The 13892-nt window shown below is 42.5% G+C and carries 7 protein-coding genes, 3 rRNA genes and 2 pseudogenes; 3 read left to right on the top strand and 9 right to left on the bottom strand.

What is annotated here, in order from left to right; translation table 11 throughout:
- Nucleotides 1-22 precede the first annotated feature (22 nt).
- Nucleotides 23-760, top strand: a complete 738-nt coding sequence (locus ABC371_RS16230) for an AAC(3) family N-acetyltransferase (RefSeq protein WP_412897724.1) — start codon at nucleotides 23-25, stop codon at nucleotides 758-760.
- Nucleotides 761-1511: 751 nt separating this feature from the next.
- Here the strand turns inward: ABC371_RS16230 and rrf are convergent.
- The 6 genes and pseudogenes from rrf to ABC371_RS16200 all read right to left on the bottom strand — a co-directional run bounded on the left by rrf (nucleotide 1512) and on the right by ABC371_RS16200 (nucleotide 9941).
- Nucleotides 1512-1627, bottom strand: a 5S ribosomal RNA gene (gene rrf / locus ABC371_RS16225).
- Between the two features lie 55 nt (nucleotides 1628-1682).
- Nucleotides 1683-4613: ribosomal RNA gene (locus ABC371_RS16220) — 23S ribosomal RNA — on the bottom strand.
- A gap of 413 nt (nucleotides 4614-5026) precedes the next feature.
- Nucleotides 5027-6576 (bottom strand): 16S ribosomal RNA (locus ABC371_RS16215).
- Together the 16S, 23S and 5S rRNA genes form the textbook arrangement of a ribosomal RNA operon.
- A gap of 386 nt (nucleotides 6577-6962) precedes the next feature.
- Nucleotides 6963-7517: a nitroreductase family protein gene (locus ABC371_RS16210; RefSeq protein ID WP_412897723.1), complete on the bottom strand. Its 555-nt coding sequence runs from the start codon at nucleotides 7515-7517 to the stop codon at nucleotides 6963-6965.
- Nucleotides 7518-8029: 512 nt separating this feature from the next.
- Nucleotides 8030-8107 (bottom strand): annotated as a pseudogene (gene rpsN, locus ABC371_RS16205) (type Z 30S ribosomal protein S14); the annotation flags it as partial.
- A gap of 100 nt (nucleotides 8108-8207) precedes the next feature.
- Complete coding sequence (locus ABC371_RS16200) at nucleotides 8208-9941, bottom strand: ABC transporter ATP-binding protein (protein ID WP_412897722.1); 1734 nt, start codon at nucleotides 9939-9941, stop codon at nucleotides 8208-8210.
- A 162-nt stretch (nucleotides 9942-10103) separates the two neighbouring features.
- On the opposite strand from ABC371_RS16200, the gene ABC371_RS16195 reads away from it, so the two are divergent.
- Nucleotides 10104-10571, top strand: a complete 468-nt coding sequence (locus ABC371_RS16195) for a hypothetical protein (protein WP_412897721.1) — start codon at nucleotides 10104-10106, stop codon at nucleotides 10569-10571.
- Between the two features lie 44 nt (nucleotides 10572-10615).
- On the opposite strand, the gene ABC371_RS16190 is transcribed toward ABC371_RS16195, so the two are convergent.
- The gene (locus ABC371_RS16190; RefSeq protein WP_412897720.1) at nucleotides 10616-11524 is read right to left on the bottom strand and encodes an AEC family transporter; all 909 of its coding nucleotides are present in this window, start codon (nucleotides 11522-11524) and stop codon (nucleotides 10616-10618) included.
- A gap of 383 nt (nucleotides 11525-11907) precedes the next feature.
- Nucleotides 11908-12234 carry an SDR family NAD(P)-dependent oxidoreductase gene (locus ABC371_RS16185; protein ID WP_412897719.1) on the bottom strand — a complete coding sequence of 109 codons (327 nt, stop codon included), beginning with the start codon at nucleotides 12232-12234 and terminating at the stop codon, nucleotides 11908-11910.
- Between the two features lie 30 nt (nucleotides 12235-12264).
- On the opposite strand from ABC371_RS16185, the pseudogene ABC371_RS16180 reads away from it, so the two are divergent.
- Nucleotides 12265-12555: pseudogene (locus ABC371_RS16180) on the top strand (TetR-like C-terminal domain-containing protein); the annotation flags it as partial.
- A 93-nt stretch (nucleotides 12556-12648) separates the two neighbouring features.
- On the opposite strand, the gene ABC371_RS16175 reads toward ABC371_RS16180, so the two are convergent.
- Nucleotides 12649-13890 carry an eIF2A family protein gene (locus tag ABC371_RS16175; protein WP_412897718.1) on the bottom strand — a complete coding sequence of 414 codons (1242 nt, stop codon included), beginning with the start codon at nucleotides 13888-13890 and terminating at the stop codon, nucleotides 12649-12651.
- Nucleotides 13891-13892: the final 2 nt, after the last annotated feature.

The raw sequence follows: 13892 nt of genomic DNA, 5'->3' as shown, positions 1-13892 counted from the left end.
AATGATAGAAAGGTAGAATGTGATGTACACAAAACAAGACTTATTAGATCATCTTAGAAAATTAGGTATCGATGAAAATGGAACCTTACTTGTTCATTCGTCGATGAAAAGTATTGGTCAAGTTGAGGGAGGCGCAGATACCGTCCTTGATGCTTTGTCCGAATACATGAAAAATGGCCTTTTAGTTTTTCCAACCCATACGTGGTCTTATATAAATGCTGAGAATCCTCGGTATTATGTTGATGAGTCCCCTTCATGTGTTGGTCTATTAACAGAACTTTTCCGCAAACGTCCCGGTGTTGTTCGCTCATGGCATCCTACTCATTCTGTTGCAGCATTGGGTAAAAGTGCTCGTGAATTTGTTGAAGGAAATGAAAAATTTGACACTCCTTGTGCAAGGGAATCGAGTTGGGGAAAATTACTGGATAAAAAGGCGAGCATTTTATTAATCGGAGTCGATTTACGAAGATGTACATATATACATGGAGTTGAAGAATGGCTTGATATACCTGGACGTTTGACCAATCATCATGAAAAGCTTTACACCGTATTACCGGATAATACCGAAATCAACGTGCCTCAAAGAAGGCATATTGGTCACACCTCTGAAAAATACGAACGAGTTGACGACGTTTTTCTAACTAATCAGGTGATGTACAAAGGTCATTTTGGCGATGCAACCGTAAGAGTTTGTGATACTGTCAAAATGACTGAATTGCTAACTCATATCCTAAAAGAGGAACCTTCATTATTTTCTTGATACTTAGTTCAAAATTCAAGAAGGTTTTTCAAAAAAACGATATACTTTCCCACATATTCAATCATCCTGTTGTAAAGGCAGGATGTTTTTTTATAAAAAACGATAAATGTTAAAGCCAAATGAGAGTATTTGCTTGATTAATAGATGAAAGGAAGTAAATGAGGCGGCCCGGATTGATAAATTTAATTAAAAAAGCACAAAAGATGGTGTTTGCGGTATACCATTTATCGTTTTACGGGTGCGTGATATACCGTTAATCGGGTTTGTCGGTTCAATTTTACCATTTTTTAACAAACGAGAGCCTCTTTATGACGTTTGCTGGTTCATTTTTACCTAATTTTTTACAAACATGAACCTCTTTATGGCGTTTGCCCGATCAGCATTTCCTAATCTTTTACAATCACGAAACTCTTTACGGCATTTACCGGAACATTGCTTCCTAATCTTTTACAATTAAGAGTCTATTAAGACGTTCGCTTGGTCATCATTACCTAATTTTTTGCCGTTATTAAAAATAAAAATCTAAACAATCTTGTGTATAAGCTTTCGTTACCATTTCCTTCATCACATTCCCAAAAGTGGCGCGATTACGCCTTTTTCGCTACCATTCACTTGAAATCAATCTCAAAACGGGAACGATTCCCATATAACAACTGCCAGACTGGCACATTCTTCAATCTATATATCCAAATAAATCCAATCAAAAAAGGGGAAATAAAAAAGACCAACCATATTGGCTGATCTTCTGTGTGCCTAGCGACGTCCTACTCTCACAGGGACAAAGTCCCAACTACCATCGGCGCTGAAGAGCTTAACTTCCGTGTTCGGTATGGGAACGGGTGTGACCTCTTCGCTATCGCCACTAGACTATGTTGAAGGATTCATTCCTTCAAAACTAGATAACGCTCCTACATTCATCATTTTGGTTAAGTCCTCGATCGATTAGTATCAGTCAGCTGCACATGTCACCATGCTTCCACCTCTGACCTATCAACCTCGTCATCTTCGAGGGATCTTACTAGTTTAACACTATGGGAAATCTCATCTTGAGGGGGGCTTCATGCTTAGATGCTTTCAGCACTTATCCCTTCCACACATAGCTACCCAGCTATGCCCTTGGCAGGACAACTGGTACACCAGCGGTGTGTCCATCCCGGTCCTCTCGTACTAAGGACAGCTCCTCTCAAATTTCCTACGCCCACGACGGATAGGGACCGAACTGTCTCACGACGTTCTGAACCCAGCTCGCGTACCGCTTTAATGGGCGAACAGCCCAACCCTTGGGACCGACTACAGCCCCAGGATGCGATGAGCCGACATCGAGGTGCCAAACCTCCCCGTCGATGTGGACTCTTGGGGGAGATAAGCCTGTTATCCCCGGGGTAGCTTTTATCCGTTGAGCGATGGCCCTTCCATGCGGAACCACCGGATCACTAAGCCCGACTTTCGTCCCTGCTCGACTTGTAGGTCTCGCAGTCAAGCTCCCTTGTGCCTTTACACTCTACGAATGATTTCCAACCATTCTGAGGGAACCTTTGGGCGCCTCCGTTACTCTTTAGGAGGCGACCGCCCCAGTCAAACTGCCCACCTGACACTGTCTCCAAGGCCGATAAGGCCTTCGGGTTAGAATTTCAATACAGCCAGGGTAGTATCCCACCGACGCCTCCACCGAAGCTGGCGCTCCGGCTTCCAAGGCTCCTACCTATCCTGTACAAGCTGTACCAAAATTCAATATCAGGTTGCAGTAAAGCTCCACGGGGTCTTTCCGTCCTGTCGCGGGTAACCTGCATCTTCACAGGTACTATAATTTCACCGAGTCTCTCGTTGAGACAGTGCCCAGATCGTTACACCTTTCGTGCGGGTCAGAACTTACCTGACAAGGAATTTCGCTACCTTAGGACCGTTATAGTTACGGCCGCCGTTTACTGGGGCTTCGATTCAGAGCTTCGCTTACGCTAACCCCTCCTCTTAACCTTCCAGCACCGGGCAGGTGTCAGCCCCTATACTTCGCCTTGCGGCTTCGCAGAGACCTGTGTTTTTGCTAAACAGTCGCCTGGGCCTATTCACTGCGGCTTTTCAGGGCTATTCACCCTAAAAAGCACCCCTTCTCCCGAAGTTACGGGGTCATTTTGCCGAGTTCCTTAACGAGAGTTCTCTCGATCACCTTAGGATTCTCTCCTCGCCTACCTGTGTCGGTTTGCGGTACGGGCACCTTCTACCTCGCTAGAAGCTTTTCTTGGCAGTGTGGAATCAGGAACTTCGGTACTTTATTTCCCTCGCCATCACAGCTCAACCTTACGGTAAGCGGATTTGCCTACTTACCAGTCTAACTGCTTGGACGCGCATATCCAACAGCGCGCTTACCCTATCCTCCTGCGTCCCTCCATTGCTCAAACGGTAATGAGGTGGTACAGGAATTTCAACCTGTTGTCCATCGCCTACGCTTTTCAGCCTCGGCTTAGGTCCCGACTAACCCTGAGCGGACGAGCCTTCCTCAGGAAACCTTAGGCATTCGGTGGAGGGGATTCTCACCCCTCTTTCGCTACTCATACCGGCATTCTCACTTCTAAGCGCTCCACCAGTCCTCTCGGTCTGACTTCGCTGCACTTAGAACGCTCTCCTACCATTGTTCGTAAGAACAATCCACAGCTTCGGTGATACGTTTAGCCCCGGTACATTTTCGGCGCAGAGTCACTCGACCAGTGAGCTATTACGCACTCTTTAAATGGTGGCTGCTTCTAAGCCAACATCCTGGTTGTCTAAGCAACTCCACATCCTTTTCCACTTAACGTATACTTTGGGACCTTAGCTGGTGGTCTGGGCTGTTTCCCTCTTGACTACGGATCTTATCACTCGCAGTCTGACTCCCGAGAATCAAGTCTTTGGCATTCGGAGTTTGACTGAATTCGGTAACCCGATGAGGGCCCCTAGTCCAATCAGTGCTCTACCTCCAAGACTCTAACTCGAGGCTAGCCCTAAAGCTATTTCGGAGAGAACCAGCTATCTCCAAGTTCGATTGGAATTTCTCCGCTACCCACACCTCATCCCCGCACTTTTCAACGTGCGTGGGTTCGGGCCTCCATTCAGTGTTACCTGAACTTCACCCTGGACATGGGTAGATCACCTGGTTTCGGGTCTACGACCACGTACTATATCGCCCTATTCAGACTCGCTTTCGCTGCGGCTCCGTCTCTTCAACTTAACCTTGCACGGGATCGTAACTCGCCGGTTCATTCTACAAAAGGCACGCCATCACACATAAATGTGCTTTGACTACTTGTAGGCACACGGTTTCAGGTTCTCTTTCACTCCCCTCCCGGGGTGCTTTTCACCTTTCCCTCACGGTACTGGTTCACTATCGGTCACTAGGGAGTATTTAGCCTTGGGAGATGGTCCTCCCAGCTTCCGACGGGATTTCACGTGTCCCGCCGTACTCAGGATCCACTCAAGAGAGAACGAAGTTTCAACTACAGGGTTGTTACCTTCTCTGACGGACCTTTCCAGGTCGCTTCGTCTACTTCGCTCTTTTGTAACTCCGTATAGAGTGTCCTACAACCCCAAGAGGCAAGCCTCTTGGTTTGGGCTATCTTCCGTTTCGCTCGCCGCTACTCAGGAAATCGCGTTTGCTTTCTCTTCCTCCGGGTACTAAGATGTTTCAGTTCCCCGGGTCTACCTTCTCTCACCCTATGTATTCAGGTAAGGATACTGCCCCATTACGAGCAGTGGGTTTCCCCATTCGGAAATCTTCGGATCAATGCTTACTTACAGCTCCCCGAAGCATATCGGTGTTAGTACCGTCCTTCATCGGCTCCTAGTGCCAAGGCATCCACCGTGCGCCCTTCATAACTTAACCTATTCGGCTTTGATAAGCGTCGAATCTCTTCGTCACCACTTGTCGTCATCATCCTCACGTACGTTTAAGTACGCTCCGGTGATACCTCAATCGGTTCCTCGACCTTCTCGCTTCTCATTCACCTTTAAGTTTTAAAGAACTTTTACTACTTCAATGAATGTTTTGTTACGTTATCTAGTTTTCAAGGAACGAGGCTACTGACTTCAATCACATCGTGATTAATCATCAGTGAGTTATCTTCATGCTGCCTTGCGCTGAGGAATCAATCATCTTCGATTCATCTTTTAGACGCAAGCGCAAATGATTTTTGCATTTTCGCAAAAATCGACCTCTGAAAGCACAAAAGCACTCTCAAAACTGACCACAATACAAAGCGTCTTTTTATGAAGTTCGTAGAACTTCAGTTTCCTTAGAAAGGAGGTGATCCAGCCGCACCTTCCGATACGGCTACCTTGTTACGACTTCACCCCAATCATCTGTCCCACCTTAGGCGGCTGGCTCCTTACGGTTACCCCACCGACTTCGGGTGTTACAAACTCTCGTGGTGTGACGGGCGGTGTGTACAAGGCCCGGGAACGTATTCACCGCGGCATGCTGATCCGCGATTACTAGCGATTCCGGCTTCATGCAGGCGAGTTGCAGCCTGCAATCCGAACTGAGAATGGTTTTATGGGATTGGCTTAACCTCGCGGTTTCGCTGCCCTTTGTACCATCCATTGTAGCACGTGTGTAGCCCAGGTCATAAGGGGCATGATGATTTGACGTCATCCCCACCTTCCTCCGGTTTGTCACCGGCAGTCACCTTAGAGTGCCCAACTGAATGCTGGCAACTAAGATCAAGGGTTGCGCTCGTTGCGGGACTTAACCCAACATCTCACGACACGAGCTGACGACAACCATGCACCACCTGTCACTCTGTCCCCGAAGGGAAAATCCTATCTCTAGGAGTGTCAGAGGATGTCAAGACCTGGTAAGGTTCTTCGCGTTGCTTCGAATTAAACCACATGCTCCACCGCTTGTGCGGGCCCCCGTCAATTCCTTTGAGTTTCAGTCTTGCGACCGTACTCCCCAGGCGGAGTGCTTAATGCGTTTGCTGCAGCACTAAAGGGCGGAAACCCTCTAACACTTAGCACTCATCGTTTACGGCGTGGACTACCAGGGTATCTAATCCTGTTCGCTCCCCACGCTTTCGCGCCTCAGCGTCAGTTACAGACCAGAGAGCCGCCTTCGCCACTGGTGTTCCTCCACATCTCTACGCATTTCACCGCTACACGTGGAATTCCGCTCTCCTCTTCTGCACTCAAGTCCCCCAGTTTCCAATGACCCTCCACGGTTGAGCCGTGGGCTTTCACATCAGACTTAAAGGACCGCCTGCGCGCGCTTTACGCCCAATAATTCCGGATAACGCTTGCCACCTACGTATTACCGCGGCTGCTGGCACGTAGTTAGCCGTGGCTTTCTGGTTAGGTACCGTCAAGGTACCGCCCTATTCGAACGATACTTGTTCTTCCCTAACAACAGAGCTTTACGATCCGAAGACCTTCTTCGCTCACGCGGCGTTGCTCCGTCAGACTTTCGTCCATTGCGGAAGATTCCCTACTGCTGCCTCCCGTAGGAGTCTGGGCCGTGTCTCAGTCCCAGTGTGGCCGATCACCCTCTCAGGTCGGCTACGCATCGTTGCCTTGGTGAGCCGTTACCTCACCAACTAGCTAATGCGCCGCGGGCCCATCTGTAAGTGATAGCTAAAAGCCATCTTTTAATACGAGACCATGTGGTCTCATATATTATCCGGTATTAGCTCCGGTTTCCCGAAGTTATCCCAGTCTTACAGGCAGGTTGCCCACGTGTTACTCACCCGTCCGCCGCTAACCTTTGGGAGCAAGCTCCCTCAGGTTCGCTCGACTTGCATGTATTAGGCACGCCGCCAGCGTTCATCCTGAGCCAGGATCAAACTCTCCAATAAGAGTATTGATTGCTCAATAAGTTTTGTTACTTAGAATTAACGTTGACGCTTGTATTGTGTTCAGTTTTCAAAGAACTTTTGTTAGTAACTCCTCGCAAGGAAGTTATATTAATATATCATTTCTAAAACCTGATGTCAATATCTTTTTGAGTCTATCAATTTGTTTCAAATTGCAAACTCAACTTTATTATACTAATATAATTATTAATTTGTGTCAACTTCCGTTTTACTTTAAACTCGAAGTGACAAAATCAATAATAGCATCTCACCTCCATTCTATCAACGCCCAAATTATTCCATATTTTTTTTTAAACAGATACATGTATTCAACTACTTTTTAATCTAACATATTATTTGATGTGGAAGTATCCTTTTTTAAACACAATCTATCCTATCCATTTTGTAAATGTTTCGAATGACTTTCTCTTTCCTTCGGGTAAACTACGTAATGGTAAACCAAAATAGAGGAAACCAAGAACTTCACCATTCTCAGATAGACCGAAGAATTCCTTCATTAAATGATCATAGGTTGGCTTTCCTGTCCGCCAGAATCCCGCAAGTCCTAAGCTATGTGCTTCCAGTAACATATTTTGAATACAAGCGTATGTTGCACCATATTCTTCGATTTTTATAGCCTTCGGATTCTCACTTGGTTCAACTGCAACAGCAATAACCACTGGTGCTCGAAATGGTTTGGATTGAATCTTTTCAAGCTTTTTCTCCTCTGTTTCACCATTTTTCTTGGCTATTTTAAGTAAGACCTCGCTTAGGCGGTTCCTTCCGTCTCCTTGAAAGACAAAGAAACGCCATGGTTCAGTCCTAAAGTGACAGGGAGCCCATGTACCAGCTTCTAAGATTTTTTCTATTTTTTCTCTATCCACATCGACATCTTTCACAAGCCCAAAACTTCGACGTGTCCTGATCGCTTCATGTACATCCATACAATCCCTCCTATAATTGAATCTTATTAGAGTTTATACATATAAAAGTCAAAATAGTATATAAACATGTGTTTGGGAATCTGTAATCCAAATAGCCTTAACTTGGTCCATTTTTTTTCATTTAAAATAGGTTCCGCTTATAAAGATTAGGTAATCGTAATTTAAAATTCAATTAAATAAAGAAAGCCACTATTCAATAAGTGGCTTTTTTAGAAAAAGGTTTTAACAATATCTTCTTGTTTATTACATTCTGTACAGATACACTCTATTTCTAAAGCATCTTCCCTAAATTTGTGGGTAGTCTCCTTTTTGCAATTTGTACAATATCTTTGTTCTGCGCTCTCTTTCAAGTAAAGTCAGTCCTTCCCTTAAGCGAAAAATGATCCATTTAATCAGGATGACTATAGTTTGCCTTTCTATTGAAAAATCAAACATTATCTTTATCAATGGGCGGAAATATCTGGTATAACTTTTAAATAATAAAAAAACCCTCCATAATAGAGGGAAGGTTCTTACCAACTTGCTTTTTTCACGCCTGGTATTTGTCCCTTATAAGCTAATTCACGGAAACAAATACGGGGAAAGGAAAATGACGTGTGTCATTCACACGTCATTTTTTAAAAAACTCACGGAATCGGAACCCTTTGGTGTCATTCCAACTCTATTATTTACGCCACTATCATTTGATTTTTATGTCAGTTGCTGTTCTGCAAAGCTTCGGTACAACTCATGCGCCTCAATCAATTCCTGGTGCGTTCCCTTCCCTGTCACCATTCCTTTTTCAATGAAAATGATTTCATCGGCATCAACGATCGTCGATAATCGGTGAGCAATCACAAAGGTGGTACGCCCTTCCATAAGACGTGAGAGTGCCTCTTGAACAATGCTTTCTGATTGGCTATCAAGACTTGCCGTTGCTTCGTCCATCATGAGAATTTTGGGATCTCGTAGGAATGCTCGTGCTATTGCGATTCGTTGTCTTTGACCACCTGATAATTTGACTCCACGCTCGCCTACTTGTGTATCCAATCCATTTGAAAAGGCACGAATAAATTCATCGGCATATGCCATTTTTGCAACTTCCCATAGTCGTTCATCTGTAATTTGTACTGCATTTTTCAAGCCATAGCATAAATTTTCCCGAATGGTTCCAGCCATCATTGCGCTTTCCTGAGAGACATAGCCAATTTGACTTCGCCATGATTCTAACGAGAGCTCGTCGATCGGTGTGTTCCCAATCCGGATTGCACCTGAAGTTGGTTCGTAATAACGTTCCAATAAACCAAACATCGTCGTTTTACCGCCACCACTTGGTCCAGCAAAAGCGATCATTTGACCAGGCTTCGCTTCAAATGAAATATCTTGGATAACCGGTTCCTCTTCACTGTAGGCAAAGGATACATGTTCAACATGAATTGGTAAATTTGAAATATCGATTTCTTTTCCTTTTTGCCCTTCCTCTAATGGAAGTTCAATGATATCAATAATTCGCTCTGTTGCTCCTTTAGCTTTTTGAAGTTGAGTGAAGAACATTGCGAATGATGTGATGGGGAAAATGATTTGAAACAGATAAAGCAAAAAGGCAACGAGAGATCCTGTTGTCATAGTACCGTTTGCTACGCGTATTCCCCCGTATCCTATTATAATAACAATAACTATCATGACAATTGTGTACATAATCGGACCGATTAACGCAAAAATCCTCGCCTCTTTTAAACCATAGGTAAGTAGATTTCGAACCCCGCTTATGCCTTTTTCTTCTTCAAAACCTTCAGCTGTTGATGATTTCATTAAGCGAATCTCACTAATGGTTTGTTGAATTTTACCTGAAAATGTTGCGGTTTCATCCTGCAACCCACGTGAAATACTCGCCATCTTTTTACCAAGTGGCATCATTATGATCATGGTAAGCGGCACCGAAATAAGCATGAGAAGCGTCATTTTCCAATCCATGATGAGAAGAATAATAATTGCCCCAATAATTGAAATGACTCCAGTGATAAATTGCGGAAAATGCTGTGAGATTAAATCCTTTACAATGCCTGTATCATTTACGACTCGGCTCACAGATTCCCCACTTTGTTGCTTATCAAAATAACGGACTGGCAAACGAATAAGCTTTTCCCACATCTTTTCACGGAGGCGCGCTACAATGCGTTGCCCAACTGCAGCAAGCATGTAAGTCGATACCCCATCAATAACAGCCTGCAAAATAAACACGGCTGCAATGACTGCAACAAGTTTGACATTCAAGGAAATCCCGGAAAACCCATCAACAAGTTCCCGCGTTAATAACGGTATCGACAGTCCCACAAATGTCGTGATAATACTCCCGATTAACCCAACCGTTAACGCTGCCTTTGGTATATTCGTCGATAAAATCAATTGAAAAAACGGCTTCAACCCATTGTCTTTATTTTTCATATGTATTAACTCCTTCACAGATTCCTACCTCATACCTACGACTGAGACCCTCAAAAGTTACACATTTAGCATATAGCTTTAGCGCCTCTAGTATAACAGTGTACCTAATCCCAGTCACATTTTTTGAAACCTCCCATAATATAAACAAACTGGGGTGATCACTTGAAACGTTGGTTAAAATTCATAATTTTAGCGTACCTTTCCATTTTATTTTTCGGGAGTTTTTTAGCTGTAGGTGCTTTGTGGATTGGTATGTTTGAAGAAACATATCCTAAGTTATCAGAAATTGAACCCTTTTTGTATTATTTTTTCGCCGGCGCCATTGGCGGATCCCTAAGGCATCTATATATGTTTTGTTCCCATTATATCAATGACGAATATATTGATCCCCGGCACTGGATAATGTATATTTTCTTTCCACTGTTTGCGACAGGAACGGCTGTTATCGCTGTCAACCTAATCCAAAGTGGCATTTTAATGATTGACTTCGCTGATAATATTGATGGTCCTTATGCTCAGGTCAGTGTCGCCTTTTTTGTTGGATTTGGCTTTAACCGTTTTCTTAATAAGCTAAATGAGATTTCAACAGGTATGTTTGATATGAAAAAACAAGAAATAAAACAGGACTGAGTGTCAAGCTCAGTCCTTTCAATTTCCCCGTAGTGGGACTATTTTTAGATAAAATTCGCAAATACATATAAAATTACGATACTCACTAAGATGGTAATATTCGTTGCAGTTGCCATTAATCGAATGCTATCGTTACTATATTTAAACTCGACCGCAAACGGAATTGACGATGAAGCTACCGGAAGTAGCAGACCAATCAAGAGCGTGTAGCGAAACATATCACCGTACGGAAGCAGAAATAACAACGTAACCCCAACAAGCAAGCCTACCCCATATCGAAATGTTAAAAATTTCAGCATCGGTTTTACAAACTGTTTTTCAAATTTGAAATTCAAGTAAAGACCCAATAATAGTAAGCTTAATGGCATATTGGCTGCTGAAAGGGTACTCGCCACCTCAATCACCATATCTGGTAATTTAATATGACTGAGATTTAAAATACTTGCAAACACGTAAGACATTAATGGAATTGATTTCACAAGTTTTTTTCCAATTTCAATAGGTTTTAAGCTTAACCCATCCCTTGAAAAGTAGCTCCCTAAGATATAGGCGACCCCAAAGACGATGAAAGAGGTTCCCACATCAAACATACTAAAATATGTCAAGCCAGTCATTCCCCAAATCGCATATACAAGCGGAAATGCGAACAAACCGACATTAAACCCAGAAGACATCATCAAAAATGAGCCCTTAAGCTCTCTTTCCTCATTTTTAAAAATAAGAAAGCCCAATAATGAAACAACAATACCATAGATCAGTACAATAACTGGGATTAAAATAAGGTTTGTTTCGATTTTGATCTGATCGAACGTCACAAGCACTAGTGCTGGAAGCGTAATTTTAAAGATAATCTTAGCAATTACCTCTCCATCCTTCTCTTTCAACACGTGTATTCGTTTCAAAACATACCCAAGTGCAATAATCATTATAATATAAAGAAATTCCTCATTCATCACAGCATGCTCCTCTAACTATCTAAAAATACTATTCTAGTATACAACATGCTGGGACAGAGGGACAGGTACCGCGACCCATTAAATTACATTTAACTCATGATCCTCTTAATATGATCGAGTAGAAACTGTTTACCAATGTCATTAAAAATGACTTGTTTGTATTCCCTGTCCTCTTAACCTTACAACATAATATCACTATTTTTAAAATAAATGGTACCTTTTATGACATGAATAAAAGCAACTCATCTTGGGAAAATAAGTGGAAAGAGAGACAGAAAATGGAGGTATGAAAAATGTTAAGGGATTCAAAAGTAGACGCAAAAGGCAATATCAAAAATAACCAAAAAGATTCTAAAAAAAATGTAAAACATAATACAGAATCAAAGGAAAATGATAAAAAATAAATAGTAATCACATGGGACACTGTACCTGTCCCTGTGTACCAAAAATGCTTGGGTCCACTTCACGTCGACCCAATCTATAATTTCTCCAGCTGGTTCAAAGTTGTCCATAATTCCTGCATTATTCACCAAAATATCTACTGTGCCATACGTATCCACAGCTGTATTAATTAAGTTTTGAATGTCTTCTTCTCTAGCAACGTTGGTCATAACTGCGATTGTGTCTCCACCGATTGCTTTAATTTCTTCAACTGTTGCTTTTGCCGCCTCGATATTAATATCAGAAACGACTACCTTTTGATTCAATCCTATCGAGAACCATACAAAGGGGTTGAAATGTTTGAGATTAAAAAGCTCTCAACGTCAGCAATTAAAATATTTGACCATGTCTATAAATACGCAACTTTTTATTCACATATGGTCAAAACTAGTACCTTAACAGGATTTCAAAATAAGTTCTGTACGGTATTAAAGGAACTTGCTTTATCTGATTTACATAACACGCTCACCAATCCCAAAATTGACAGAGAAATTCATGCTAATTATCAAGCATATGCAATTTTAGGAATTGAATGGATCAATAGTGGATTTAAGTACAGCCCTCACTTCATGGCAGAGCAACTCCTTGAGATTATAAAGTATAATCGGGCAGAATCAGTGGTGAAGCCAGTCATAAAAAATAGGCGGGTCAGGGGGACAGGTACCTTGTCCCCGCTTGGGTCAATGTACCTGTCCCCGCGTCCCATCTTTCCGCGAAAAAAATGTTGGAGCAGAATCCACTTTTTTAAGCCAGATTTGCTCTTGCCCGTTGACACCTTTTTTCACCCATACATCCCCCTTATTTTGCTCTGTCGCCTTTCGGAACCAAGAAAGGTAAGATCCCATCACTTGAGGTTTTTCGTCAATTTCATTTTTCCGAGGGAATGAAATTTGTTTCTGCTCCCCTGTTTTAATGTTGATCGCGTAAAGTGTAGTGAACATTGTTGGCACAGGTCCTTCTTTCCACTCCTTATTTTCTTTAGCACGAGTAACTATAACCATATCTTTTGAGAACCATTCCAAATCAAGGTCTACAAATCCATTAGGCGTGTACTCCTGCTGCTGTTTAATAATTGGGATATCGGCAACTTTCATTTTCTTGTTCTCAACAAAGAATCTTCCTTCTCCTGAAATGTATGCTAATTGGTCAGTTGTTGGCGCCCACTTAAACCAATCATTAAACCCCAACATTTTTCCTACTGCCTGAAAATGTTCTCCTTGTGATGACAGGACACATAACGTGTTGCTATCCATAGACCAAGAAGCTGTAGGTATCAGTAAAAAGCTTACCCATTTTCCATCTGTACTCCATTTAAAATAATCAGCATCAATCCCAAACAAATCAGGTTCTTTTGTTTGAATCGTATAAAAATGCTTCATTTTTTCTTTCGCAAGATTTGCATCTACTGGAATTCTAAAGAGTGGGATAGGGCTCCACCCTGTAGGAAGTAAGTTAGATTGAGAGGAAACAATAAATTCTTTCCCGTTTGGAAACCACTCAAACCCAGCCACTCCTAGTGAGACATTTTCAAATCCTTGTGGCCTACCATTTTTTATTTTTGTGACATTTAATAGCCCGTGATCAGTGTAGGCCAACTGATTTTTAATCGGGGACCATTTAAAATCAGATGTAATAACCCTTACATAAGGTTGGTAAATCTCCTTTTCCTTTGTATCATATATGAACAAATCCGATTTTTCGCCCTTTTCATCACCATCAATAAAACCAATAAAACGGCCATCAAATGACCATTTCGGAGAATACACATAACGGTCTTTTGTAATTTGGATTTCTCGATCACCTGTTTTGATCCACAACTGGTGATCACGTATAAATGCAGCGGTCAGTGGTACTTCCGCACTTGCTATCATTGAAAAATGACAAAAGATGAGAGTTAATAGTAATAAAATTCGAATTCCCATAT

The sequence above is a fragment of the Bacillus jepli genome (assembly GCF_047238305.1).
Lineage (GTDB): Bacteria > Bacillota > Bacilli > Bacillales > Bacillaceae_L > Ferdinandcohnia.
Note: the sequence above shows the minus strand (reverse complement) of the source record. Positions and strands in the feature narration are given on the sequence as shown.

What these genes read in the sequence shown, in the direction of transcription:
- ABC371_RS16190 (WP_412897720.1), bottom strand. Translation starts at nt 11,524, where the DNA reads ATGAATGAGGAATTTCTTTATATTATAATGATTATTGCACTTGGGTAT.
- ABC371_RS16200 (WP_412897722.1), bottom strand. Translation starts at nt 9,941, where the DNA reads ATGAAAAATAAAGACAATGGGTTGAAGCCGTTTTTTCAATTGATTTTA.
- ABC371_RS16210 (WP_412897723.1), bottom strand. Translation starts at nt 7,517, where the DNA reads ATGGATGTACATGAAGCGATCAGGACACGTCGAAGTTTTGGGCTTGTG.
- ABC371_RS16175 (WP_412897718.1), bottom strand. Translation starts at nt 13,890, where the DNA reads ATGGGAATTCGAATTTTATTACTATTAACTCTCATCTTTTGTCATTTT.
- ABC371_RS16230 (WP_412897724.1), top strand. Translation starts at nt 23, where the DNA reads ATGTACACAAAACAAGACTTATTAGATCATCTTAGAAAATTAGGTATC.